Here is a 26013-nt window from a genome sequence, read left to right as displayed (position 1 = left end):
TCAAAGAGTTCTTGGAAGCGATCGCGCGGACGAAAACGGGTCGGTGTCGTCCGCCGGACCGTAGGGTTGAGCGGGTGCTGGCAATCGGTTCGCTGGTATGCGGCTACCGCATCCAGGCGGTGCTGGGCAGCGGGGGCATGGGCACTGTGTATCTGGCCGCCGACCCGGCATTGCCTCGCCAAGTAGCGCTCAAAGTGCTTTCGGCCGAACTGTCACGCGATCGGGATTTTCGGGCGCGTTTTATCCGCGAAGCCGACACCGCGGCCGCCCTGGATCACCCCCAGATCGTGTCGGTGTACACGCGCGGACAAACCGACGACGGCCAACTGTGGATCGCGATGCAGTTTGTCGACGGCACCGACGCCGAGGACGCGCTCTGCGACGGAACCATGACCCCGCACCGTGCCGTCCACATCATCACGCACGTGGCCAGGGCGCTCGATTTCGCCCACGCCAACCACGTCATCCACCGCGACGTCAAACCGGGCAACTTCATGCTCTCCGGCGCTGTCGGCCCAAATGAGCGAGTCCTGCTCGGCGACTTCGGGATTGCTCGCGCGCTTGACGACGTGGGGCTGACCGCCACCGGGGCGGTACTGGCCACCGTCGGCTACGCGGCACCCGAGGTGCTTTCCAACGGACGCATCGACGGCCGGGTCGACATTTACTCGTTGGGCTGCACGCTGTATCGATTGCTGACAGGCAACACGCCCTTTGCGGCGACCAACGGGGCCGCAGCCGTGATGATGGCCCACATGTTCCAGCCCCCGCCCCGACCCAGCGACACGGTGCCGTCGCTGCCTCGCGGCCTCGATCATGTGATTGCGGTCGCGATGGCAAAAGATCCCGGCGCCCGCTTCGCGTCTGCGACCGCGCTCGCCGACGCCGCCGTCTCGGCGTTGCGCGATCCCACTCGGTACGCGCCGCTCCCGCCGATACCCAGCGGCGACGTCAGCTTCTACCCGCACACCTGGCAGCGACAGCCGCCCACGGTGTCGGCCTGGCCGGGCCCCCCGCTGCCCGGGCCGCCGCAGCGTCGGCGCCGGCGCGGCCTGATCGCCGCCGCGCTGGCCAGCGTCGTGCTGTTGGTTGTCACGGTCACCGTGTGGGCCTGGCCCGACACCGCTGGGCCTCGCGCTGACACCAGCCAACGCTCCGGATCACCGGTGGCATCGGCATCGGCTCAGGGGCCTGCGGCAACCAATGTCGCGGCCGCTGCGCTGCGCTCCATTTTGCTGTCCGCCGCCCAGCTTCCGGTCGCGGCCAATGGAGATCCGCTGGTTCTCGAGCAAGACAGTGCCAGCCTGCTCGACGATTCCGGGATCCTCGACAACCCGCAATGTTTGGCTGCCTGGGCGCCCGCGCAGCAATCCGTGTACCGGCAAAGCGGCTATACGGGTGTGGCCGCACAAACGTTGCGCGGCATGAACGAACAGGCCTGGCAAGACAGCGTCACCCAAGCGGTCATCGCCTTTCCCGGCGACAAGGCCAGCTCATCGCTGACCACGCAGCGCGGGCAGTTGGAATTATGCGGCGGCAAATCCGTGACTGTGACCCAACCGGGCGTCCCCGCTCAAACCTGGGACTTCGGTCAGCCCCTGACCACCGCCGGTGTGCTCACCCTGCCTGTGACCCTGCGCGGCGGCGGATCGTGCCAGCGAGGAATGTTGGTGCGCGGCAACGTCTTAGTCGACATCCGACAATGCCGCGCTGCCGGTGGCACCGATGTCGCCTCGTTGGTCACCGTCACTGCCAACAAGGTGCCTCGACAATGACGCAACGAGGGGGAGACCGATGACTGTCACCAGTCGCCTGTGCGCGCTCGGTGTGGCCGCCGCGCTGACCACCTCGTGCACGACCGTCACCGGCGGCTCGGCGCTGCCCCAACAGACCGGCACCTCCACCTCGGCCACGGCGGCGGCCCCGCCCGGCTCCTCGGTGTCACCGGCCCCCTCCGCAAAGCCTGCTGCCGAGGACCAGATCCGCGAGACCCTGATGGCGTTTCAGGACGCGTACAACACCCAAAACTGGGATGCCTATTTGGAATTGATGTGCACTGCGATGCGAAATAAATTCAGCGGCACCGCGATGAACTACGTCAAGAAGGGCCGGGCCCAAAATGGTGTCACCACGATCAAAGACATCACCTCGATCACAATCACGGGTGACACCGCCGACGCCAAGTTTGTCGGCCAGAACGAAACCATGGGCTCTCACAACGTCAGCTTGCCGCTGAAACTCGAGGACGGCTGGAAGATCTGCCAGACCAGCTACTGACTAAGATGAAAAGCAAACTATTGCAAGCTAATTCGGTGATTCTGACGGCACTGCTCGCGGTGGCGCTAGTGGCTTGTAACCACACCACCGCCGGTGAAGCCACCCGCGCGTCGCCCAGCCCCGCGGCGACGGTGAACGCTTCGCAGCTCGACTCCGGGAACTATCCGGTCACGCCGCAGCCGGCGCTGGGCAACGCCGACTCCCAAGACGCGGGGCGTCTGGTCGAAGGTTGGCGTATGGCCGCCTACGTCGTCGGGCCCTGGCAAACCGATCCCACACTGCTCGGCGCGAGCTCGGCCGGCGCGAACGTCATCGACAAGCCCCTTGGGCTGTCGAGCGCGGTGTGGCCGCCGATCGCCGGTGGCGCCTACAACTTGCCGTTGGTGGTCGGGTTCGTCTCCGAGCGACAAGCCGCTGGCCCGGATCCTCAGATGTCGCTGCGCAATACCGTGCTGCGATTCGTCAACCCCTCGGCAGCATCTCAGGCGGCCCAGAACATGACCACGGCGGCCAGGAACATGCCCCGCATAGCCAGCGCGATCCCGATCGTGACAGAACCCGAACGCCCTTTGGCTATTCCCGGTCATCCCGAGGCCAGCGGCACAGTGCTGACCTTCCAAGAGGGTGCTCAGATCGTGCGTGAACTGACTGCGCTTACTGCGCACGGCTCCTACGTTCTTGTCCAAGTGGCGCGGTGTGCGGCGGGCCCGGATTGCGAAGCCCAACTCGCCGGACACACACTCGATCGTCAGCTCCCGCTGATCGACACGTTTACTCCCACCGACCCCGTGCAATTCCCCACGCTTGCAATGGATCCCACCGGACTTGTCGCCCGCACCTTGCCGCCACCGGCCGGCCAAGCCACGTCAATGTCCGGGGCTGCCTATCCGCCCGCGGGTGCGCTCCACCTCGAAGACGACCCCGTCCAGATCGGGCCCCTGCTATCTGCGGCGGGCGTCGACGACGTTTCGGTCAACCTACCCACCGTCTACCGAACAAAAGATCCCTCGGCCGCGCAAGCCCTTACCGAAGACTACGGCGATCTTGTCGCTAAAACACCTGCCGCACAGCCGGCTTCGCCGGTTCCCGGCCTTCCGGACAGTCACTGCACCCGTGTCGCCGGATCTAACGGTCTGGTACCCAGATATTGGTGTCTGGCCCCCGCGGGCCGCTACACCATCAAAACCATTGCCCGCCAGCTCGACAACGCGCAGCATCAAATGGCGGCTCAATACCTCATCCTGACGGGACATTGATTCATGCGGCGTTGCCCTGCTGCGGCCGATGAGAAAGACTGGTGGACGCAATGACCCGTAACCACATGCTTGCGCTGCTCGTGACCGTGCTCGCAGTAGTCGGCTGCGCAGAGTCGTCCGCAACTGCCGCCGCGGAGTTCCCTTCCGCCACAACGGTATTCGCCGACGCGCCGAGCATTCCGCTGGGCGCACAGCCGCAGCTGGCTTCCGACCCCGCGCAGCTAGCCGATGATCTCGTCGCCGACGAGCAGGCGCTGCGCAATTCGGGTACGCCGGAGGCGGCGCTTTCGGCGGCTGCGCACCGCGAGCAAGTGGCCTACCGGGCCATTGGGCGGCATCCGGAATGGGATGCGACCATCCGGCCGCGGATTCCGGCGTCATTGACCGATGTCTACGACCGCAATGTCGACGCGCGCCGGCAGCTTCAGGCGATGGCACAGGTGCGGGACACCGTGCCTGCCTGGCGCATCGACCCCCCGACTCCGGCCGACGAGCTGATGGGTTACTACCATGCGGCGGAGGCGGACTCCGGTGTCGGCTGGAACTACCTGGCCGCGATCAACCTGGTCGAGACCCGCTTCGGCAGCATCCATGGCGTGAGCACTGCCGGCGCGCAAGGCCCGATGCAGTTCTTGCCGTCGACGTTCGCCTCTTACGGCCAAGGCGGAGACGTTAATTCGCCCCGCGACAGCATCATGGCGGCGGGCCGCTACCTCGCCGCCAACGGTTTCGCCAACGACCGCGATCACGCCATCTACGGCTACAACCACGCGCACCAATACGTCCAGGCGGTCGGCCAATATGCCGCGTTGATCGCCGCCGATCCCGCAACGTTTGCCACCTTCTACCGCTGGGACGTCTACTACGTGACGACCGCAGGCGACGTGTTGCTACCTATCGGTTATGCCGTGACGTCGCCGATCCCAGTCGCCGACTATCTGGCGGGCAACCCGCAGTAGCGCGCGAGGCTGGACTACAACCCTATGTAGACGGCTTTGGTGTTGAAGTAGGCCTCGATGCCCTTGCGGCCACGCTCGCCGCCCCAGCCCGACTGCTTGTGGCCGCTGATCGGCATCGACGGGTCTGCCGCCAGCGACGAGTTCACCCAAACCTGGCCAGCGCGAAGCTCATTGACGACACGGTGGGCGCGGGACAGGTTCTCGGTCCAGATGGATCCGGCGAGGCCATACTGGGTGTCGTTCGCGAGGGCGAGCACCTCGTCCTCGTCGTCGAACGGAACGACACAGCCGACCGGCCCGAAGATCTCTTCCTTGATGAGTCGCATGTCGGGCGTGGTGTTGGTGACGATCGTCGCTTCGTAGAAGTAGCCCTTGCGGTCCATCGGCTTGCCGCCGGTGATCACCTGCGCGCCGCCGGCCACGCCGTCGCTCACGATGCCTTCGACTCGTTTGCGCTGCTTGTCGCTGATCAGCGGCCCCAGCACCGAATCAGGATCGTCGCTGCCGCCCATCGGCAGCATCTGGGCGAACCCGGCGAGGCTCTCGACCACCTGGTCGTAGATGCCGCGCTGAACGTAGATACGCGAGGTGCACGAGCAGTTCTGCCCCGAGCCGGCGAGCAAGCCCATGCCGGCTCCCATGATCGCCTTGTCGAGGTTGGCGTCGTCGAACATGATCAGCGGTGACTTGCCACCGAGCTCGAGCGTCAGCCGCTTGAGGTTGCCCGCGGCCGCCTTGACGATCAGCCGTCCAACCTCCGTCGATCCGGTGAACGAAATCTTGTCGACGTCAGGATGTGCGGTCAGCGCGGCACCGGTGGTCTCGCCATAGCCGGTGATGACATTCAGGACGCCGTCGGGCAGACCCGCCTCGCGGAAGATCTCCTCGAGCTTGAGCGCGGTCAGCGGCGTTTCCTCGGCGGGCTTGAGAACGGCGCTGCAACCCGCCGCCAGTGCGGGGGCGACCTTGAGCATCGCCACGAAAAACGGTCCGTTCCAAGGGATGATCAGGCCGACGACGCCGACCGGCTCGAGCTGGGTGAAGGTGTGGTACGTCTCCCAGGTGCCGAGCAGACCGTCGGACACCAGATTGGCTGACTCGCCGTGGATCTTGCCGACCCAGCCGGCGTAGTACTTCAGCATGTCGACCGACACCGGGATGATGTGGCGTGCGGCGGTCAGGTTCATGCCGTTGTCTTGACCCTCGAGCGCGGCGAGCTCGTCGATACGTTCCTCGATGATGCGCGCGGCGCGGAAGAGGACGTTCGCTCGGTGCGACGCGGGCGCCTTGCGCCACACTCCAGACTCGAAGGTTTCACGGGCGCGGGCCACCGCCGCGTCGACGGCCGCCTGGTCGGAATCGGGGACCTCGATAATCAGCTCTTCGTTGGAGGGGTTGAACACCGCGATGGCGTCAGTCAATGTCCTTCATCCTTTCGACGAGCCGCTCCGAGACGCAGAATGCGCTCGCTGCCCGTCAGAGGTTACGCGCGTAACTAGTGAGTGTCCAGTGTCCGTCGGAAGGCGAGCACAAGATTCAGGTGGACTCTCGGATGACCAGCGTCGCGATGTCCCGGGCAGCCGAGCGTGCTTCGTCGGGAAGCTCCAGCTCTGCTAAAACCGCTGCTAGTGCCACTTCGGCGATCGCCGTGCGGTCGAACGTCACCGTCGTCAGCGCGGGGATGCTGAAGGGAGCCAGGGCCGTCGCGTCCACGCCGATGACCGCGAGATCGTCGGGGCAACGTAGTCCGGCGCGCCGCACGCCGTCGAGCACCACGAAGGCCACCTCATCGCTCTGCGCACAGACCGCGGAGACGCCGGCCGCGTGCAGTTCACCAACCACCGCGGCGCTGTCGTCCGGCGTGAACGCCGTCACGACGACATCGGGCAGCCCATGCTGGTGCGCTGCGTGCCGGACGCCGTCGATCCAGTAATCGCCGAGTGCGCGCCACCGGCGATCGCCCGAGTACGCGAACGCCACATTGCGGTGTCCCCGTGCGACGAGATGGTCCACGCGCATCTGTCCGACCGAATACTGCGGGTCGCCGAGGCCCGGCAGCGTGTGGACGCAGATGTGGGGAATGGCCGCGTCCTTCACGGCGCTTGATGCCTTGCGGCCCAAGGGAAACAAACTCGTCACCGCGATCGGCTGCAGCTGGTTGATGGCGTCGGCGACGGCGTCGTCGCGCTCGGTCTCGAAGAGCTGAACCTGCATGATTCCGCGTCGGGTCAACTCGGTGGTCATGTGAGTGCCGACCTGCATGGGCATCTCGCCGCCGGCGAGTTGCGGCACGATGTACAAGATGACGCCGCTCTTTCCGCGGGCCAGATTACGAGCGGCCAGGTTGGGCCGGTACCCCAGTTCAGTGGCCGCGCTGCGCACCGCGGCGCGCGTCTGCGCCGAAATGGTGCGCCCGACTGAGTTATTGAGCACGTAACTGACGGTCGCGGTCGAGACGTTGGCCATTCGCGCAACGTCGGCCTTCGTTGGCCTGCCTTTCACGCTCAGATCGTATGCCCCGACGCGCAGACCAGCCGGATTGCGCGTCGATGTGTCCATTCAGCGCATGTCACCACCAGCCGTCTAGCAGAGCAAAGCCGGAAAAGTTACTGTGGTCAGTACCCCGTGCTGAGGGGTATCTGCGGGATGGTGATCAAGGTCGAGTGACAAACCGATCGACAACAGACGCATCGGATCTGCACGCTTGGACGCGGTCCAAGAATTTCGATGACTGGTCCCTTACCTGCTGCCAGAAACCGCACCTCGATCTGCTGACCGATCCGGAGGAATTCCGGCTCACCCACCGGCTGGCCCGCGTCGGGCCGATCACACTCGCCGAAGTCATCGTCGACGCCGACGTGTCGATGGATCGCGCCGAGCTCTGCGATGCATTCCGGGTAGTGGTGCTGATCTCGGGGCACATGGAATGCGTACACCGGGGAGTGTCGGTGCGTCCCGGTCCGGGCAATGCCGCCGTCGCCGCGCCGGGCGGTATGACTGAGGCGCGATGGGGTGCCGGCGCCAGGATGCTCACCTTGCTCATGGACCGTTGGGTCGTCAACGACGCTCTCAGTGACGCGCTCGGTCGGCGGGTGACTTCGCAGGTCGACTTCACGCCCGTGATGGCGACCACGTCACTGCCGGCGCGCAACTGGATCAAGATGTTGGCGCTGCTCAGCGGACAGCTTTTCTCCCCCGACAGTCTGCTCAATCATCCGCTCGTCGGGTTGCCCTTTGTCGACAGTCTGGTGCACGGATTCCTACTCGCCGCCGACCATTCGCTCCGCGATGCTCTTACCGAAGGTGAAGGGCTGGCCGCACCCCGCGCGATTCGCACCGCCATCGAAATCATCGAGGAGGAAGCGCATCTGCCATTGACGCTGTCCTCGATCGCGGCTCGCAGCTGCGTCAGTGTCCGTTCGCTACAGCTAGGTTTCCGGCGGCACCTTGACACATCGCCGATGGCGTATCTGCGCGAGGTTCGGCTGCGCCGAGCACACCGAATGCTGCTGGAATCCGATCCGTCGATGACCACCGTTGCTGCGGTGGCACATCGTTGGGGCTTCAACCATCTCGGCAGGTTCGCGGCCGCGCATGCCGACCGTTACCGTGAGGCGCCAGGTGAGACATTGCGCCGCAGCATATTCCAACGTGGCCCGCAGCGACCGTCGTCGCATGCATGCTGATTTATCCTTTGACTCCGGCGATTAGTTTCTCGAGGGTAGGCCAGCGGAGGCCGCGGCCTTCACCGACGGAGAAGGTGAAGTAGCCGATGCCCAGCTCTTGCCGCATGCGCGAGATGCGCTCGGTGGCCGCTTCGATGGGACCGTCCAAACATGTCGCCATCGAGCGGAGTTGCGACTCAGGCATTTCGGGCGCCGCCCGTTTGAGGATCAGCAGGTCGTTGGGATCGTCGATGGCTACCTGGCCGAAGCTGAACGAAAGCTCGATCTGATCCAGGCGTGCGCCCGCGTGCTCCTTGACGTACTGAACACGTTGCACCAGTTCGCTTTCGGTGCCGAACGTCAATATCGAGACGATGTCGGCATGCGTGGCCGCCATCGCCAACATCTTGTCGCCCGTACCGCCAATCATGATCGGCGGCGCATGCTGGATCGGCGTAGGTGAATAGTCCGGATCGGCGAACGTCGCGCGGATCTGCTCGACATGTTCTCCGACCAGGCGCACGCGCTCTGCGGGCGTCGGGAAGCGCAGGCCCGCCGTCTCGAATTCCCCGGCAACATAGCCGGCACCCAACCCGATCTCGAGGCGGCCGTCGGTTGCGGAGTCCACCGCCGCCAGGTCGCGTGCCAACAGGGCAGGCCGGTACAAGCCGCAGTTGAGCACACAACTGCCCACGCGCACCGAGGGCGCCGCGGCGGCAACGGCTACCAGGGACGGAAGAGGTGCGCTATAGCCGAGGTGATCGGGCAACAGCACGACGTCACAACCACTGTCCGCAGCGTGGCGGGCCTGATCAATCAGGCCTGTGACCGAGCCCCGTGTGCACAGGACCGCGCCGAAGCGTGGCGGTTTGGTATTCATGCAAATCCTGTTGCTGCTATTGGCCCTGGCGCCGATTCAGTTGCGCCTGACGTTGCATCCTTTTGAGGATCGTCCAATTGACTTTTGGGTGCGCTAATCCCCGCGCGGCGAGGTATCGAGATGAGCTGCGCCGCATAGCCTTAGCCATCAGCCACCTCGATTTAAATCCTTCCGGCGATGGCGGCGTGAACGCGGTACTGACAAAAATCCAGCCCCCGTCGCGACTCTCCAGACGTCCCTTGATCCGCACGATTCGTAGGTTCCACAGGTCCTCGTCGTGGGAGTGCGCGAGCACGTTCGCCGGTCCGGCGGCAGGGGCGACGGATGCCGGCATCAGCACCGGCATTTCGCCCGTTTCCGCGTCGTAGCGCGGCGAACGCTGCCGGACGCTGACGGGATGTCCTCCGATGCCGACCGTCGTGATAACCACCTCCGGAAACGCGCTGAGCGACTCACTTGCCAGCTGCCACACGGCCAAGCTCCTTCAGATCGAGTGACTCTGGGGCTACACCGAAATCCCGTGTACGCCAGTGGAACCCATGTGCGGGTGTTACATATATCGCTAGCCGCCAGTAGTACGACGGAAATAGGACGCGCCCGAGGAACGAGCTCATGAACTTGCTGGCCGGTTGTCGATCGATCACCGTTTGACACAGGGCCGCCAAATCTGGCGAGGATGCCATGTCGGCGATCACCCGGTCCTCGGCTGTCGCGTGCCCGCAGATCAACACGGCGCCCGACCGGGACGATCCGCTACCGGTTGGCTCCGAGAACAGCAGGCTCACTTTGGGATTGCGTCGGATGTTGAAAGCCTTTTGCGGAAACCCGATGCTGGTGCAGACCAGAAATCGTCCATCGCGCAGGAGTAGCGCGCTGACTGGCCACGTCTGCGGTGTTCCATCACGGGACACTGTGGTGAACTCACAGGTCCGGTAATTCTCCACAATCGCGATCGCGTCGCGGATGGTCGAGGATGCCGTTTCACGCATACTTTGAGGCTAGGAAGATGTGCATTGGCCGAGCTATCCATCGCGCGCGTGACGTAAGTCAGAAAGCGAACCACGTGGACGAACTCCTCGGACCGTCGTGCCCCTGCGGCGCCGGCAAGAGCTATCGCGCTTGTTGCGGGCCGCTGCACGATGGCGAGTCGCTGGCTCGATCGGCCGAGGAATTGATGCGATCGAGATATTCGGCCTTCGTCTGCGGCGACGCGGACTATCTGTTCCGCACCTGGCACCCGCGAACACGACCGGCCGACGTGACCGTCGACCCCGGCGTCACCTGGATTGGCCTGGACGTGATCGACACTCTCGCGGGTGGCCCGGATGACGATTCCGGGGAAGTGGAATTCACGGCCAGGTTCGAGTCCGCGGGCCGCACCGACAGCCTGCATGAGCGCAGCCGCTTCGAGCGCCGCGCCAGCCGATGGTTTTACCTCGACCCCGTGCCGGAAGATCTGTAGCGGAGTTTGGCGTTAACTCGCTTGAAGCAGACCCCCAACAGGAACGAGGCACCGCCCATGACCGCAGACTTGCCCGATACAGCACTGGAGTTGCGTTCGTTGGTGACGTCGGATGGCACCCTCGAACTCTCGCTGCAAGAGGTTCGGGTTGCGGCCCCCGGCCCAAATGAAGTGCTGGTGCGGGTGGAAGCTTCGCCGATCAACCCGTCAGACCTGGGCCTTCTCATTGCCAGCGCCGACATGACCACTGCCACGGTCACGGGTACGCCCGAGCGTCCCACTGTCACCGCGTCTCTGGCAGAGGGGAGCCTCGGAGCGCTGTCGGCTCGACTCGACGAGTCGCTGCCGGTGGGCAATGAAGGTGCCGGAACCGTGGTGGCTGCGGGGTCATCCGAAGCGGCCCAAGCGCTGGTCGGTAAGACGGTGGCGATTGCTGGCGGCGCGATGTACTCGCAATACCGAGCGGTCGACGCATCCGGATGTCTAGTCCTGCCCGAGGGGGCTACGGCGAGGGACGGAGCTTCGTCTTTCGTTAATCCAATGACGGCACTCGGAATGACGGAAACGATTCGCCGCGAAGGACATTCGGGCCTGGTACACACCGCTGCGGCGTCGAACCTCGGTCAAATGCTGGTCAAGCTCTGCCACAAGGATGAGATACCGCTGGTCAACATCGTTCGCAAGCCCGAGCAAGAGGAGTTACTCAGGACGATCGGCGCAACCCATGTCCTCAACTCGTCATCACCGTCGTTTGCGACCGATTTGGTCGAGGCTCTCAAGGCGACATCCGCGACGATCGCTTTCGACGCCACGGGTGGTGGAACGCTGGCCAGCCAGATCCTCAACGGCATGGAGAAGGCGGCTAGCGCGACAGCCGGGCAGTACTCACGCTACGGGTCGAGCGTCCACAAGCAGGTGTACATCTACGGCGCACTTGACACCAGTCCGACGGTGCTCACCAGGAGCTTCGGCATGGCGTGGGGCGTAGGCGGGTGGCTACTCACTCCGTTCCTGCAGAACGCGGGGGCCGAGACTTTCGGTCGGCTGCGCGGTCGAGTGGCAGCGGAACTCACCACGACCTTCGCAAGTAGTTACACCCGGGAGGTTTCCCTTGCCGGCATGCTCACGCCCGAGGCGTTCAACACCTACGTCAAGCGAGCCACCGGCGAGAAGTTCCTCGTGACTCCGAACGCCTAGCTGCTCGTGGAGCGAGTGACGGGACTCGAACCCGTGTATACGGCTTTGCAGGCCGCTGCCTAGCCGCTCAGCCACACCCGCACGACCGCAACCATGCCAGCGCAGGTGGCCTGCAGCCAGTGTTTTCCTCGGCCCGATCATTTCGGGAAGTGCGGCCCACAATCCCGCTCCGACGCGCAGCATCCAGCTAGACCTTGGTGGCACCCATATCGACGGTCAACTGTGTTGCGGTGACAGCACGGGACAGATCCGAGGCCAGATAGATGACGGCATCGGAGATGTCATCGACCTGCGCGGGGAACAACGTGGGCAGCATGGCGCCGAAGGACATGATGTAGCTCGGGTGCGCAGTGAGCATCTCCACGACATTCGGGTCTTCAGCAGGCGCGGTGGCGACACCCCACGGATGGATCGAGTTGACCCGGATGTTGTATTCCCCGAGTTCGATCGCGGCCGACTTGGTCAGCCCTACCACGCCGTGTTTCGCGGCGCTGTAATGACTCTGGCACGGCAGCGCCTTAATCCCCGCGACCGAGCTGATATTGATGATCGAGCCACCATTACCCGCCGAAAGTATGTGAGGCACTGCGGCTTTCAGTGTGCGCCACACACCGGTCAGGTTGATGTCGATCATTGTCTGCCACTGCTCGTCCGACATTTCCCAGAAGCGGGCCCAGTTGCTGATACCTGCGTTGGCGACCACAACGTCCAGGCGTCCACCGAAGCGCTCGACGCCGTCTGCCAACACCGCGTCCAGCGCGTCGGAGTTCCGCACGTCAGCAATCTCCATCAAGCACGGCCGGCCCTCGGCCGCCACCAAACGAGCGGTTTCCTCGAGGTCGGCTTCGGTGGCGGCGGGGTACCCGTTATGGGGCGAAACGTCGGCTGCGACATCTACGCCGATGATCGAAGCGCCTTCGCGCGCGAGACGCAGCGCGTGGTTACGCCCCATGCCTCGTGCCGCGCCGGTCACGAAGGCAACCCTGTTGTCAAGCAGACCCACGGCAACCCTCCGATCTCGTCGCCAGTCGCTACGCGGTCTCAGTATGCAGTGCTGGCGCTGCCGCCGGGCTGTTCGACCGCCTCCAGGATTTTGTCGGCGTCTGCGCGGCACTCCAGAGTTGGTTATACTACCTAAGTAATCCTGCTAAGCCGACATTGGAGAACAGGCGCATGCCACGCACAGACAACGACACCTGGGACCTGGCCACCAGCGTGGGCGCGACAGCCACGATGGTGGCCGCCGCCCGCGCGATCGCCACCAAGGCCGACAACCCGGTGATCGAGGACCCGTTTGCCGAACCGCTTGTCCGTGCCGTCGGCGTGGAGTTCTTCACCCGCTGGGCCGACGGCGAGATCGATGCCGCGGACGTCGACTACCACGAGGCGAGCTGGAAGCTCGGCCACATGCCCGATGCGATGGCCGCCCGGACTCGCTTCTTTGACACCTTCTTTCGGGACGCGACTCAGTCCGGGATCCGTCAGGCCGTAATCCTGGCGTCCGGTCTCGACGCGCGTGCCTATCGACTGGCGTGGCCCGACGACATGACGGTGTTCGAAATCGACCAGCCTGAAGTGATCGAGTTCAAGACCACCACACTGGCCGGCTTGGGTGCCGCTCCGAAAGCCGACCTGCGCGCGGTTGCCATCGATCTGCGGCAGGACTGGCCGACGGCTCTACGTGATGCCGGTTTCGACACCAGCCGGCCCACCGCCTGGATCGCCGAGGGGCTTTTCGGATACCTGCCGCCAGCGGCCCAGGATGCCTTGCTGGACAACATCACCGCGCTCAGTGCCGAGGGCAGCCGGTTGGCCTGCGAAGCCACTCCGGAGCGGCCGCAGGTCGATAAGGAACGAGCGTGGGAGCTGATGCGCAAGGCCAGCGCCAAATGGCGTGAGCATGGCCTCGAACTGGACTTCACGGACCTCGGCTTCGAGGGCGAGCGCAGCGACGTCGCAGCTCATCTCGAGGATCTTGGCTGGAGCTCAGTCGGTACCCCCATGCGACAGCTGTTGGCCGACAACGGTCTTGCTGCGATCCAGGCGCACGACGACTCCGTGTCGGTCGCCGACACCGTTTACCACAGCTCTGTGCTGAGGCGACCGCAAACCGGATAAGTCATTTACCGAAGCCGCTTGCCCGCAATAACTTCACGATTCCGCGTTATCCAGCGAAAAGCTGGCGGCGCGAACGGGGTGAATGATTGTCTTGACGCAACCGCGACGGGCAGCGGCTAGGTAACGGTCGCTGGGCATGTCACATTTCGAGAGGGATGGCAGTGGTTTTCCGGGCAGACCAGGAGATCGGCCGCGATCTAGCCGCCGTCGACTGGACGTCCACTCCACTCGGACCAGTGCAGGGATGGCCACAAAGCCTTCGCACGGCGGTCAACATTCTGCTGTCGTCGCGGTTCTCGATGTGGATGGCCTGGGGCCCGGAACTGACGTTCTTCTGCAATGCCGCCTATCGCCGGGACACCCTGGGCCGCAAGTACCCGTGGGCGCTCGGCCGCCCGGCCAGCGACGTCTGGGCGGAAATCTGGAACGACATCGGTCCGCGAATCGAGAGCGTGCTGGCGACGGGGGAGGCGACCTGGGATGAGGCCTTGATGCTCATCCTGGAGCGCTCGGGCTACCCCGAGGAGTCGTATCACACCTTCTCCTACAGCGCGTTGCGCGACGAGGACGCGAGCGTCGTCGGGATGCTCTGCGTAGTCCGAGAAGACACCGATCGGGTGATCGCTCAGCGTCGGATAGCCACGCTGCGGGACCTGGGCTCAGATCCGAGCGTCGTGCGTACCGAGCGTCAGATATTGGACTACGCCGCCCACCAACTCGCGAACAACCCGTACGACCTCCCGTTCACGCTCACCTATCTGTTCGGTGATCACGGCGAAGCGCAGCTGGCCGGTGTCAGTGGAGTCGCGCCCGGGCATCCGGCGGCGCCGCAAATACTTCCAGGCGGCGCCCTTTCCGCGTGGCCGATCGACAAGTTGACGCAGGGCGAAACCGAGCTGATCGAGCTCGACGGCGACTCATTGGACCTGCCCACCGGCGCTTGGCCGGAGCCGCCTATTCAGGCACTCGTGGTGCCGCTGTTGCAGCAGGGTGGGGAACCAGTCGGATTCCTGGTGGCTGGTCTGAATCGGTACCGCCAGCTCGACGACGGCTACCGCGGCTTTGTGGAGCTCGTGGCGGGCTACATCGCCGCGGGCGTGGGCAGCGCGCGCAGCTATCAAGCTCAGCAGCAGCGCGCCGAGGGCCTGGCCGAACTCGACCGGGCGAAGACGGCGTTCTTCTCCAACATCAGCCACGAGTTCCGCACTCCGCTCAGCTTGATCCTCGGGCCGGTCGACGAGTTGCGGGCCCGGGTGGCCGGGTTCGATGAGCAGACACGCCAAGAGTTAGAACTCATTCATCGCAACGGCCTGCGGCTGGCGAAGTTGGTCAACACGCTGTTGGATTTTTCGCGCATCGAGGCGGGGCGAATGCGGGCCAGGTTCGAGCCCGTCGACCTATCAACCGTCACCGCCGATTTGGCCAGTGTCTTCCGCTCGGCGATCGACCGGGCCGGCCTGACTTTCACGGTCGACTGCCCGCCACTCGACGAACCGGTTTATCTGGATCACGAGATGTGGGAGAAGGTGATCCTCAACCTGTTGTCCAACGCGTTGAAGTTCACGTTCGAAGGGTCGGTCGTGGTCGCGGCGAGCCGCGACGAATCTAATGCCATCGTTACCGTGTCCGACACCGGAATCGGGGTACCCGCCACCGAAATGCCCCGGCTCTTCGAGCGCTTCCACCGCGTTGAGAATGTCCGGGCACGATCCACGGAGGGCAGTGGAATCGGGTTGGCTCTGGTCAAAGAGCTTGTCGGGTTGCACGGTGGCACCATCGCGGTCGAGAGCCAGGAAGGCACCGGCACCCGCTTCGTCATTCGATTGCCCTTCGGCGCGGCCCATCTTCCACCCGACGAGGTGTCGGCACCACCGAGAGAGCGTCCGGTACTCGGCGTGATCGCCGAACCGTACGTGCAGGAAGCCTTGCGCTGGCTGCCCGGCGTCACACCGCCCGACACCAGCACCACGGCGATGATGACGGCGGTCGCGCCGGCTCGAAAAGACGGTGAACCGACACGTGTCGTCGTCGCCGACGACAACGCCGACATGCGTGAATACCTGACGAACCTGCTGCAGACTTCCGGGTACCAGGTCACCGGGGTGACCGACGGGCGGCAGGCGCTGGACGCCGTCCGCGCGCAACTTCCCGACCTCATCATCAGCGACGTCATGATGCCCGAGCTGGACGGTCTGCAACTGCTCGCGGCGCTGCGCAGTGACCCGCGCACCGCTGCCTTACCCGTGCTGCTGCTGTCGGCGCGCGCGGGTCAGGAAGCCTCGATCGAAGGCTTGCTGGCCGGCGCGGACGACTATCTGGTCAAGCCGTTCGCCGCTGCCGAGCTGCTGGCGCGGGTGCGAGTCAACGTCGAACTGTCCCGGTTGCGCAGCCACCACACCCGCTGGCGCACCGCCCTGGTGGATTCGCTACAGGAAGGGTTCTTTGTCTGCGACGAAGAGGGTGCCGTCATCGAGGTCAACGCCGCGTTCACCGAGATCCTGGGCTACGGCTCCGAACAGCTGCCCTATGAAGTCCCCCACCCCTGGTGGCCGGAGGCCGAGGCCAACCCGGAGGCTTACCGGCAGGTCGAGGGGGTCTTCGAGCAGCTGGTTAACGAGGCCCACGGCGCTTTCAGCGCTCCGGTAGTCCACCGGGACGGCCACCGACTGTGGGTCGCGGCCAACTTCAACCACGTGGCCGACCCGGACACCGGTCGCCGGATTGTGGTCGGCACCCTGCGCGACATCACGACCGAGCACTACGTCGTGCAGAGCCAGCTTGCCCTGGCTGGATTGAATCAGCAACTGGCACAAGAGGATACGCTTGACGAAACCTTGCAAGGGGCCGTCGGTGTATTACGTCAGACCTGGAACGCTCGCCGCGTTCTGGCCGCGACGTTCGCCCGCGACGCTGCCCACGAGACCGCGCCGGCATTGGTCTTCGCCGGTGAGCCCTGCGGTTGGGCCGAACTGCCGCCCCGCCACCGGCAGCTGATCGAGTCGCTCCGCGATTCCGATCTGCTCACCACGGTCACCGGAGAGGCTGGTACGGCAGGCATTTCACTGCAGCATCCCCGAGGAGTGCTGGTCGTCTGGATCGACTTGTCAGAGCAACGGCCGTTCACCTCTGAGGATCACAACCTGCTGAAGGTCCTGGGCGGGCGGCTCAGCCAAGGTCTGCATCGCGTCTATCAGTTGGACGAGCAACGCGAAACCGCCCTGGCACTGCAGCACGCGATGCTCGGCCCGTCGAATCTGCCGGGAGGCTTTGCGGTCCGGTATCACCCCGCCAATCACCCGCTACAGGTTGGCGGCGATTGGTATGACGTCGTCGATCTCGACGACGGGCGCATCGCATTGATGGTCGGCGACTGTGTCGGTCACGGGTTGGCTGCTGCCACGGTGATGGGTCAGCTCCGAAGTGCCTGTCGTGCACTGCTGCTCGACCAGCCCAATCCCAGTGCGGCGCTGGCCGGGTTGGACCGCTTCGCCGCGCGCCTGCCCGGTGCCCGCTGCACCACTGCGTTCTGCGCGGTGCTCACCCTGACCACGGGTGAGATCGTGTACTCCAATGCCGGTCATCCGCCACCGATCATTGTGCACGCCAACGGAACCGCCGAGCAGCTGGATGGCGAACACGGGCTGCCCCTGGCGCTGCGACCGGATTGGATTCGACCGGAAAATCGCCTGACGGTGCCGCCGCGGTCGACGCTGCTGCTCTACACCGATGGTCTAGTCGAACGCCGCGGTCGTTCGATCGACGACGGCATCGCCAGTGCTACCGATCTCGTGAAGGAAGGTCGTTCGCAGTCGCTCGATGAGGTGGCAGACCATCTCATGGTCTGACTCGAGCCGCGGAGCGGCTACTTAGACGATGTGGCCATGCTGCTCTATAGGCAGCCCGCTCCACTGGCGATGAGATTCGACGCCGATGTCGATCACCTCGCCCCGAGCCGCGATGCGTTGCGCGGCTGGCTGGCCCAGGCGGGCATTGAGCCAGAACAAATTCAATACGTGCTCACCGCCGTAGGTGAAGCCGTCGCCAACGCCATCGAGCACGGTTACCGCGGCCAGAGCGCGGGCACCGTCTCATTGCGAGCGACCGCAGTCGTCGACTCGCTGCACGTGACGGTCATCGACAGCGGCACCTGGAAGACACCGCGCACAGCCCCCGGTGGCAATCGGGGCCGCGGCATCATCCTGATGCGAGGTCTGGTGGAGGACATCACAATTCGCTCCACCGAAGCCGGCACCACAGTTCACTTGTACGCGAGGATCGCCTAATGGCCGCAGAGCTCAGTCTGAACACCGACGACGGCCCCGACGGGGCGCCCCGGGTGACTGCGACAGGCGAGATCGATCTCAGCAACGTCGCCCAGCTGATCCAGGCACTCAACACGGCGAGCGCGGGAACTCGAAGGCCAATCACCATCGACCTCAGCACGGTCAGGTACCTGGACAGCGCGGGAATCAATGTGCTTTTCAATCATGCCGACAAAGTCGACGGTCTGCACATCATCGTCCACCCCTTGCTAATTCGGGTCCTCACCATCAGCGGTCTCGACAAGATCGCGACCCTCGAGGCCGCACCGGCCCAGCTGGGAGACAACGCGTAGTTCGCGTATTGCGTTGTCGTGCAGGTTATATCAGTTACACCTCTGTGGCGGGAAGCAGTGAGTGCATGACGTGTGCTCCGTCGAAACGGAATTGGTGCGCAGGGCGCCGCAGCGGCTCAATGCTGGCATCTGTATGCACGATGACTCCGCCGCCGGACGGGATTCCGAGCCCGGTGGCCGAGCCCTGCAATGACTGAATCGTGCGCGCCAGCCGCGCCCAGTCGGCTCGTTCGTCGTGCGTGTCGACGACCGCGGGGACGAGGTTGAACACGTCGAGCAACTCAGCGGATTCCGACGCCTCTACCGGTCCATACTGTCCGAGCTGGACCGCGCCGGCTGAAATGCCCACCAGGATTGCGCCTTGGGTATACCGGCCGAGGATCAGATCCTTCATTCCTGTTCTCTCGAACGTGGTCCAGCCGAGATGCACATCGCCGCCTGCGAGGACGATCAGCTGGGCGCCTTCTAGGAAGGTGCGGTCGTCAGGGCCGAACGACGAATTGATCATTCGACGGTTGGTGATTCCAACCGCATCCATCGCCGCTTCGAAGATCTCGTAGAACTCCAGACGATCCCCATTCGAGGCACCGACATAGGCCGCGCGCGGTTTTGTGTCCGGGCCCAACCCGTCGAGTGCCATCTCGAGCAGCAGTCGGTCCCGCAGCTTCCAGAACAGCAGCTGACTGTCCGCCAGCAGGTAGAGCGGTTGGCGTGAGCAGCCCGACATGGGGCCACCTTATCGGCGAGGAGTCCTCGGGTACTCGTCAACAGCCAGAGTCGTTGTGTACCAGCGAATGCGGAGTACGCCAACCCGCAGTAGCTCCGTTTGGCCCAGCAAGGGGTGACGAGGATGGTCCGGGTGCGGATCCGTGCTGCGAGGGCCGGCGACCGATGTCATAAACTTCTAATTCTGAAAACAACGCGAATGGCGTTGGCCGAGCAGAGGGGTTGTCGACCATCGGTGCACCGGTGATTCCAGACCAGCAGCGTGCCGACGGAGGGAAACCGTCTACGTGGGCGCCGTTGCGTAATCGCGTGTACCGGGGCCTATTTATCGCCCAGTTCATCTCCAACATGGGGACCTGGATGCAGGCCGTGGCGGCGCAGTGGTTCTTGGTGGAAAAGCACAGCCCTGACGTCATCGTGGCCCTGGTTCAGACCGCGAGTCTGGGTCCGACGCTGCTCTTGGGATTGTTCGCCGGCGTGCTTGCCGACCTGTTCGACCGGCGCCGACTGCTGATTTTTCTGCAGTCGTATGCCGTGCTGGTAGCGCTTGCCCTCGCGCTGCTGACGAACCTTGGTCGTCTCACCCCGACGGCACTCTTGCTGTTCACCTTGGCCATCGGATTCGCTGCTGCGCTAACCGGTCCGGCCTGGCAGGCAATTCAGCCCGAGGTTGTTCCGCGTGAGCAGATACCGGCCGTCTCGGTACTGGGCAGCGTCTCGGCCAATTCGACTCGGGCGTTGGGTCCGGCAATCGGCGGCATCGTGGTGGCCTGGCTTGGCCCCTCGGCAGTCTTCGCGATCAACGCCGTGTCGTTCTCGGCAATCATCATTGCACTGCGGCTGTGGAACCGGCCGAGGCAAGTCGCGCCACTCGAGCGAGAACACTTCGGCCAGGCCATCATCACCGGACTGCAATACATTGACAACAGCCCCATTTTTCGCAGGATCTTGTTACGCACAGCTCTTTTCCTTTTTCCTGCTTCGGCCATCCTGGCTCTGCTTCCGGTGGCGGCCGCACACACATGGAATCTGGGAGCCGGCGGCTACGGTGTAGCGCTGGGGGCCATCGGTTTTGGCGCCATACTCGGAGTCCTTGCCGCCGGGCCGTTGCACGAACGGATGTCGGACAACGTGCTGCTGGCGATGTCGGCCGTCGCGTACAGCCTTGCGCCACTGGCCGTGGTCTGGCTGCCGTTTACCGCGGCGCTTCCCTTCTTGATGCTGTCGGGGATGGCTTGGCTGATCACGTTGACGACGCTGAACGCTGCAGCGCAGCTGTCGCTGCCGCGATGGGTTCGGGCCCGCGGATTGTCGTTGTATCTGCTGGTCTCCACCGGGTCTCAGGCGCTTGGCGCCTATATCTGGGGCGTCCTTGCCACCCGGTGGGGACTTGACGTCGCGATGCTGTGGTCGGCGGCGGTGCTGGGCGTTGTCGCCCTCACCGTTGCCGTCCTTCCGCTGCGGCCGTGCACCGGGACGGAAAGTGTCGAGGTTTCCAGCGCCTGGCCGACACCGACGCTCGTGTTTGAACCGTGCCCTCAAGATGGACCGGTGCTGGTAGCCGTGCGCTACCACGTGCCGCCCGAGAATCTCGACGACTTCGTCGAAGCGATGCGGGAGGTCAGGCAGTCACGGCTGCGAACGGGCGGCCACAGTTGGCGGCTGTATCACAGTGTCGAAGAACCCAATTCATTCCTTGAGAGGTTCACCGTCGCATCGTGGAGCGAATTTGAACGCCAGCGCACCGAGCGCTGGGTGGAGGTCGATACTGACGGCGTGATGAAAGCGATCAGCTATACCGTCGACCAAACCCGACGGCACGAGTACTACGTTGCGTTGCGTACCCGCCGGTGAGAGCGGCGCTATGAGACAGCGGCGCAACATAATCGGCGTGCGTTAGCTGATTGGACCGGGCGGTCCTTCGCGGTCGGCTGTGCCTAGATCGAGTTGCATCCAGGCGACGTCGTGCCACCTGTCGTGCTTCCAATAGACGCGCCGGTATGCGCCAACATCTTCGAACCCGAAGGATCGGTGAAATGCGTTGCTGGCCTGGTTGGGTTGGGTGATGCCGGCGAATGCTCGGCGGTATCCGCGGTCGGCAAGCCGCTGCAGCACTTCGGTATAAAGTCTGCGGCCCCAGCCTGCGCGGTGATAGTCGCTGCCGATGTAGATGCCCGTCTCGGCTGACCATTTGAAAGACGGCAGGCTGATGATTGCGTGGCCGTAGGCGAAGCCGATGACCTGATCGTCATCCTCGAGAACCAGCCATTCGTGGGCTTTTTGGGCCGAGGCGATACGCGAAGCCATCTCGTCGGGGGTTGGTGCCTCGAGCTCCCAACTGATCGCCGTGTTCTCCACATACGGGCGGTAGATCGCTACGCAAGCGGCCGCGTCTTGTGGGGAAGCCGAACGCACGGTGCCGCTGATCGCTTGCATATCAGCAGTCTTCCAGTCGGGTGGCCAAGGTGCTAATCGCGGGTGCGGATCTTGTCGTGCTCTAGCGGGACATCCATATACGACAGCGAGTCCCGTTGAGGCATAGCTGCCTCAACGGGACTATCGCCGCGCACACTTCGGCGCCCACAACTATGCAATGAGAAGTCAAGGGGCGCAAAGGAAAAGGTATTTAGCTTTAGCGGCCACCGCCGGCACCGCCACCGCGGCCACCACCAGCGCCACCACCACGGCCACCGCCGGCGCCGCCGCCGTGGCCGATGAACATTGTCCCGATGCTGTTCTTGATCATGGCTTCACCCTATAGGCGAATCCGAATCGGCTGCAACATATTTCACGGCACATCCCACTATCGTCCGATAGGTGAACGACGGTGGTAATCCCGTTTAACAAAAGGGGTGCAAAGGGTGCCGTGACGGAGTCCGCGCCAACGAATCACCCGGCGTGCATCGTCGTTGACGCGATCCGCGGTCCCGTTGCTCAGGTGCGCTGCGGATTGCATACGGGTGAGATCGAAGTGGAGGACGGCGATGTGCATGGCATCGCGATACATACAGCGGCGCGAATCATGGGCATCGCCCGACCTGACGAAGTCCTGGTCTCCGGTGCGGTCCCGCCGCTTGTACTCGGATCCGGACTCGCGTTCGACGACCGCGGCCGTCATCGACTGAAATCTGTACCGGACCGGTGGCCCGTCCTCGCGGTACATCACGACACCGGCGGGGGTAGCCGCACATAGTGCGAACGCCCTGGTCACACGCGAGCTGCGGTACCGACGTCTCCTTTTCGTTTGGCCGCAGTTAGGGTCGAATATATGTGCGGAGCCACCGGTGAGGTGCGACTCGACGATCGCGTACCCGATGTAGCAGCGGTTTCGGCCATGGTTGCCGTGATGGCGCCACGGGGGCCGGACGGTGCCGGAGTCTGGTCACAGGGGCGCGTTGCGCTGGGACATCGTCGCCTGAAGATCATCGACCTGACCGAGCACGGAGCTCAACCGATGGTCGATTCGGACCTGGGTCTGACGATCGCCTGGAACGGCTGCATCTACAACTACCAGCAATTGCGTGACGAGCTCAAAGGTCACGGTTACCGGTTCTTTTCGACCAGCGACAGCGAAGTTCTGATCAAGGCCTACCACCGCTGGGGTGACGACTTCGTCAGCCGCCTGAAAGGCATGTTCGCATTCGCGATCGTCGAGCGCGACAGCGGCCGGGTATTGCTTGGCCGGGATCGGCTGGGTATCAAGCCTCTGTACCTGACTCAGGACAGCCACCGCATCCGATTCGCGTCGACGCTGCCGGCATTGCTGGCCGGCGGCGGTGTGGACACCCGGATCGATCCCGTCGCGCTGCACCACTACATGACATTTCACTCCGTGGTACCGGCACCGGCCACCATCCTGCGCGGCGTGCGCAAGGTGCCGCCCGCGACGCTCGTTGCCATCGAGCCCGACGGTCGGTCGACCACCACGACCTACTGGACGCCCGACTTCAGCAGGCACCCGGACCGCGCCGGGTGGTCCGAGCGGGACTGGGAAGACGCCGTGCTGTCGAGCCTGCGCCTCGCTGTTGAACGCCGACTCGTCGCCGACGTGCCGGTCGGTTGCCTGTTATCCGGCGGTGTCGACTCGAGCCTGATCGTCGGCCTGCTCGCCGAAGCCGGCCAGCATGGCCTGTCGACCTTCTCCATCGGCTTCGAGTCGGCAGGTGGCGTCAAGGGCGACGAGTTCCAGTATTCGGACATCATCGCCAAGCGCTTTGACACCGATCACCATCAGATTCGCATCGGAACCGACCGGATGCTTCCGGCTCTCGACGGGGCGATCGGCGCGATGAGTGAGCCGATGGTCAGCCATGACTGCGTCGCCTTCTACCTGCTCAGCCAGGAAGTGGCCCGGCACGTCAAGGTCGTTCAGTCGGGTCAAGGTGCCGACGAGGTGTTCGCCGGTTACCACTGGTACCCGCCGATGGGTTCGCAGGCCGCCGCGACCCTCGCGGGTGCCGTCACCGAATACCGCGGCGCCTTCTTCGACCGCGACGCGGCTGGCGTGGAAGCACTATTAGGGCCGGGAAAATTCGCGCCCGGAGATCCCAGCACGCATTTCGTCAGCGAGCATTTTGCTGCGGCCGGCGCCGAAACCGGTGTCGATCGTGCGCTGCGGCTCGACTCGATGGTGATGTTGGTGGATGACCCCGTGAAACGGGTAGACAACATGACTATGGCCTGGGGTTTGGAGGGCCGGGTTCCGTTTCTCGACCACGAGTTGGTCGAGTTGGCCGCGACCTGTCCGCCAGAATTGAAGATCGCGCACGAGGGCAAGGGCGTACTCAAACAGGCTGCGCGACGGGTGATCCCGTCGGAGGTCATCGATAGGCCCAAGGGCTACTTCCCGGTTCCCGCGCTGACCCACCTGGAAGGCCCTTATCTCGATCTGATCCGCGACGCGCTGTACGCGCCAATCGCGAAGGAGCGCGGGCTGTTTGATGCCGAGGCGGTCGACGCGTTGTTGGCCGACCCCAACGGCAAGCTGACACCTCTGCGTGGCAATGAACTCTGGCAGATTGGCTTGCTCGAGCTTTGGCTGCAGCGCCACGGCGTGACAGGGCCGGCCGCATGACCGTCATCGACCCGTCAGACGACCACCCCGAGGCGATCACACTCGGTCTGCACGACGCATCGCCGCCGCGCATGGTGGATGCGATGGCCAAGGACGTCGAGCTCGAATTAGGTTGGGGCCGACTTATCTTCGGTCAGACATTCGCAGATCCCGACACGCTGGCCGAAGCGCTGAGACGAGAAGCGCCCGGGCGGCGCGATATCTGCATTTACGCCCGCGAATCTCATGTGGTGATTGCCCGAGCCCCAACCGAGCTCTTCATCGATCCCAGCCATACCTATCGGCTGCGCTTTACTCCCGCGCACGACGAAGAGCTGGCGCCGTCACCGCTCGGTGTCACGGTGCGCACGCTGAATGACGCTACGGATGCGGACGCGATGAACCGCGTATTTGTGCGCTGCGGAATGGTTCCCGGGCCGGTGGAGACGATCTGGAACAACCATCTCGACGCGGACGCGGTGACCTACCTGGTTGCGGTGCGTGACGAGGACGGTGAAGTGGTGGCCACCGTGACCGGTGTCGACCACGAGTTGTTGTTCTCCGACCCGGAGCACGGGTCGAGCCTGTGGACTCTGGCGGTCGACCCGGCTGCCGGGTTGCCCGGCATAGGGGAAGCCTTGACCCGGGCGCTTGCCGAGCACTTCCGGACTGCGGGCCGCGCCTATATGGATCTTTCGGTCGGCCATGACAACGCCGCCGCCATTGCCCTCTACGAAAAGCTGGGCTTCCGTCGGGTTCCGGTGTTGGCGATCAAGCGGAAGAACGCGATCAATGAGCCGCTCTTCAGCCCGCCGCCGGAGACCGTCGATGATCTCAATCCGTATGCGCGGATCATTGCCGACGAGGCGCTGCGCCGAGGGATTCGGGTCGAGGTTCTCGATGCCGAGACCGGCGAGATGCGACTGTCTCTGGGTGGCCGGACCCTGATTACCCGCGAGTCGCTATCCGAGTTCACCTCGGCGATCGCGATGTGCCGGTGCGACGACAAGCGGCTGGCCCGGCGCCGGTTCTCCGAGGCAGGCATCACGGTGCCGCGTGCCCGCCTGGCCACCTTTAACGACGACGATTACGCATTCATGCACGAGGTCGGAGAGGTCGTCGTCAAACCGACTCGTGGAGAACAGGGCAAGGGCATCACCGTCGGCGTTGTCGCCGAAGATGACCTCGCTACGGCTCTGGGGCGGGCCCGGGAGCAATACCCGGAGGTGTTGATCGAGCAGCGGGTAACAGGCGATGACCTTCGGTTAGTGGTGATCAACGGCCGGGTCGTCGCCGCGGCGCTGCGGGTGCCCCCCGAGATCATCGGCACGGGGGAGCACAGCGTGCGGGACTTGATCGCAGCCGAGAGCCGGCGGCGCTCCGCGGCCACCGGCGGCGAGTCTCGCATACCGCTCGACGACCTGACCGAGGAGACTGTCCGCGAGGCAGGGTGGATGCTGGACGACGTTCTGCCCGAAGGAATTCGGCTTCGCGTTCGCCGCACCGCCAACCTCCACCAGGGCGCCACGATCCACGACGTCACCGCGCAGGTGCATCCGGATCTTTGTCGGGTCGGGGTCGCGGCGGCTGAGGCGATCGGCATCCCGGTGACGGGCATCGACTTGCTCGTGCCCGACATCACCGGCGTGGAGTACGCATTCATCGAGGCCAACGAACGGCCGGGCCTGGCCAACCACGAACCGCAACCTACGGCTTCGGCTTTCGTCGACTTCCTATTTCCCGGCCAGCAAGGCGTACCGACGGCCTGGACTCCCGAGGAGCCACAACCCCACCACGATTGACGG

General features: G+C 64.4%; 21 protein-coding genes, 1 tRNA gene and 1 pseudogene. 14 read left to right on the top strand and 9 right to left on the bottom strand.

The annotated features are described in order from the left end of the window. The first annotated feature begins 74 nt into the window (after positions 1–74). From DB708_RS28065 to DB708_RS09075, 4 genes are read left to right on the top strand one after another with little or no spacing between them, the layout of a single operon-like run. Positions 75–1775, top strand: coding sequence for a serine/threonine-protein kinase PknH/PknJ (locus DB708_RS28065; protein WP_272889247.1), 1701 nt, complete (start codon positions 75–77; stop codon positions 1773–1775). A gap of 19 nt (positions 1776–1794) precedes the next feature. After that, on the top strand, positions 1795–2277 hold the full coding sequence (locus tag DB708_RS09085) for an Rv0361 family membrane protein (protein ID WP_108921594.1): 483 nt from the start codon (positions 1795–1797) through the stop codon (positions 2275–2277). A 35-nt stretch (positions 2278–2312) separates the two neighbouring features. After that, the gene (locus tag DB708_RS09080; RefSeq protein WP_133250993.1) at positions 2313–3533 is read left to right on the top strand and encodes a DUF7373 family lipoprotein; all 1221 of its coding nucleotides are present in this window, start codon (positions 2313–2315) and stop codon (positions 3531–3533) included. 50 nt (positions 3534–3583) lie between these two features. Continuing rightward, positions 3584–4492: a lytic transglycosylase domain-containing protein gene (locus DB708_RS09075; protein ID WP_108921592.1), complete on the top strand. Its 909-nt coding sequence runs from the start codon at positions 3584–3586 to the stop codon at positions 4490–4492. Between the two features lie 14 nt (positions 4493–4506). On the opposite strand, the gene DB708_RS09070 is transcribed toward DB708_RS09075, so the two are convergent. Together DB708_RS09070 and DB708_RS09065 are read right to left on the bottom strand one after the other, a co-directional pair. Then, the gene (locus DB708_RS09070) at positions 4507–5913 is read right to left on the bottom strand and encodes an aldehyde dehydrogenase family protein (RefSeq protein WP_108921591.1); all 1407 of its coding nucleotides are present in this window, start codon (positions 5911–5913) and stop codon (positions 4507–4509) included. Between the two features lie 115 nt (positions 5914–6028). Continuing rightward, the gene (locus DB708_RS09065) at positions 6029–6958 is read right to left on the bottom strand and encodes a LacI family DNA-binding transcriptional regulator (RefSeq protein ID WP_235616701.1); all 930 of its coding nucleotides are present in this window, start codon (positions 6956–6958) and stop codon (positions 6029–6031) included. 197 nt (positions 6959–7155) lie between these two features. On the opposite strand from DB708_RS09065, the gene DB708_RS09060 reads away from it, so the two are divergent. Further along, positions 7156–8178, top strand: a complete 1023-nt coding sequence (locus tag DB708_RS09060) for an AraC family transcriptional regulator (RefSeq protein ID WP_165839774.1) — start codon at positions 7156–7158, stop codon at positions 8176–8178. 1 nt (position 8179) lies between these two features. On the opposite strand, the gene DB708_RS09055 is transcribed toward DB708_RS09060, so the two are convergent. Genes DB708_RS09055 through DB708_RS09045 form a run of 3 tightly spaced genes read right to left on the bottom strand, consistent with a single transcriptional unit; the run spans position 8180 to position 10026 of the window. Further along, entirely contained in the window at positions 8180–9037 is an 858-nt protein-coding gene (locus DB708_RS09055; protein WP_108921588.1) for a TIGR03621 family F420-dependent LLM class oxidoreductase, read from the bottom strand. Between the two features lie 16 nt (positions 9038–9053). Next, entirely contained in the window at positions 9054–9509 is a 456-nt protein-coding gene (locus tag DB708_RS09050; RefSeq protein ID WP_108921587.1) for a hypothetical protein, read from the bottom strand. Next, complete coding sequence (locus DB708_RS09045) at positions 9490–10026, bottom strand: pyridoxamine 5'-phosphate oxidase family protein (protein ID WP_108921586.1); 537 nt, start codon at positions 10024–10026, stop codon at positions 9490–9492. Before DB708_RS09045 ends, DB708_RS09050 begins: the two co-directional genes overlap by 20 nt. A 74-nt stretch (positions 10027–10100) precedes the next feature. On the opposite strand from DB708_RS09045, the gene DB708_RS09040 reads away from it, so the two are divergent. Together DB708_RS09040 and DB708_RS09035 are read left to right on the top strand one after the other, a co-directional pair. Beyond that, positions 10101–10499 (top strand): YchJ family protein, encoded by a 399-nt coding sequence (locus DB708_RS09040; protein ID WP_108921585.1) that lies wholly within the window; start codon positions 10101–10103, stop codon positions 10497–10499. Between the two features lie 57 nt (positions 10500–10556). Further along, positions 10557–11696: a zinc-binding dehydrogenase gene (locus DB708_RS09035; protein WP_108921584.1), complete on the top strand. Its 1140-nt coding sequence runs from the start codon at positions 10557–10559 to the stop codon at positions 11694–11696. A gap of 7 nt (positions 11697–11703) precedes the next feature. On the opposite strand, the gene DB708_RS09030 is transcribed toward DB708_RS09035, so the two are convergent. Together DB708_RS09030 and DB708_RS09025 are read right to left on the bottom strand one after the other, a co-directional pair. Next, positions 11704–11777 (bottom strand) — tRNA-Cys (locus DB708_RS09030). Positions 11778–11883: 106 nt separating this feature from the next. Next, the gene (locus tag DB708_RS09025) at positions 11884–12699 is read right to left on the bottom strand and encodes a mycofactocin-coupled SDR family oxidoreductase (protein ID WP_108921583.1); all 816 of its coding nucleotides are present in this window, start codon (positions 12697–12699) and stop codon (positions 11884–11886) included. A 170-nt stretch (positions 12700–12869) separates the two neighbouring features. Here DB708_RS09025 and DB708_RS09020 point away from each other — a divergent pair, with 170 nt between their 5' ends. The 3 genes and pseudogenes from DB708_RS09020 to DB708_RS09010 all read left to right on the top strand — a co-directional run bounded on the left by DB708_RS09020 (position 12870) and on the right by DB708_RS09010 (position 18429). After that, positions 12870–13814: an SAM-dependent methyltransferase gene (locus tag DB708_RS09020; RefSeq protein WP_108921582.1), complete on the top strand. Its 945-nt coding sequence runs from the start codon at positions 12870–12872 to the stop codon at positions 13812–13814. Between the two features lie 155 nt (positions 13815–13969). Beyond that, positions 13970–18097, top strand: a pseudogene (locus DB708_RS09015) (SpoIIE family protein phosphatase). Then, the gene (locus DB708_RS09010) at positions 18097–18429 is read left to right on the top strand and encodes an STAS domain-containing protein (protein WP_108921581.1); all 333 of its coding nucleotides are present in this window, start codon (positions 18097–18099) and stop codon (positions 18427–18429) included. The pseudogene DB708_RS09015 and the gene DB708_RS09010 overlap by 1 nt, the downstream one beginning before the upstream one ends. A gap of 34 nt (positions 18430–18463) precedes the next feature. Here the strand turns inward: DB708_RS09010 and DB708_RS09005 are convergent, their stop codons facing one another. Next, a complete protein-coding gene (locus DB708_RS09005) occupies positions 18464–19156 on the bottom strand; it encodes a Type 1 glutamine amidotransferase-like domain-containing protein (RefSeq protein WP_108921580.1) in 693 nt (230 codons plus the stop codon). Positions 19157–19377: 221 nt separating this feature from the next. Here DB708_RS09005 and DB708_RS09000 point away from each other — a divergent pair, with 221 nt between their 5' ends. Next, positions 19378–21009 (top strand): MFS transporter, encoded by a 1632-nt coding sequence (locus tag DB708_RS09000; protein WP_235616696.1) that lies wholly within the window; start codon positions 19378–19380, stop codon positions 21007–21009. A 42-nt stretch (positions 21010–21051) separates the two neighbouring features. Here DB708_RS09000 and DB708_RS08995 read toward each other — a convergent pair whose 3' ends face one another. Then, positions 21052–21591: a GNAT family N-acetyltransferase gene (locus DB708_RS08995; RefSeq protein WP_108921579.1), complete on the bottom strand. Its 540-nt coding sequence runs from the start codon at positions 21589–21591 to the stop codon at positions 21052–21054. 430 nt (positions 21592–22021) lie between these two features. Here DB708_RS08995 and DB708_RS08990 point away from each other — a divergent pair, with 430 nt between their 5' ends. The 3 genes from DB708_RS08990 (at position 22022) to ngg (ending at position 26010) form a co-directional block, all read left to right on the top strand. Continuing rightward, entirely contained in the window at positions 22022–22348 is a 327-nt protein-coding gene (locus tag DB708_RS08990; RefSeq protein WP_235616695.1) for a nucleotidyl cyclase domain-containing protein, read from the top strand. A gap of 75 nt (positions 22349–22423) precedes the next feature. Next, positions 22424–24229 (top strand): N-acetylglutaminylglutamine amidotransferase, encoded by a 1806-nt coding sequence (locus DB708_RS08985; RefSeq protein ID WP_108921578.1) that lies wholly within the window; start codon positions 22424–22426, stop codon positions 24227–24229. Next, positions 24226–26010 (top strand): N-acetylglutaminylglutamine synthetase, encoded by a 1785-nt coding sequence (gene ngg, locus DB708_RS08980; RefSeq protein WP_108921577.1) that lies wholly within the window; start codon positions 24226–24228, stop codon positions 26008–26010. Before DB708_RS08985 ends, ngg begins: the two co-directional genes overlap by 4 nt. Positions 26011–26013: the final 3 nt, after the last annotated feature.

Source organism: Mycobacterium montefiorense (assembly GCF_003112775.1).
Lineage (GTDB): Bacteria > Actinomycetota > Actinomycetes > Mycobacteriales > Mycobacteriaceae > Mycobacterium > Mycobacterium montefiorense.
The sequence above is the reverse complement of the archived record's forward strand: the minus strand, read 5'-3'. Positions and strand labels throughout refer to the sequence as shown.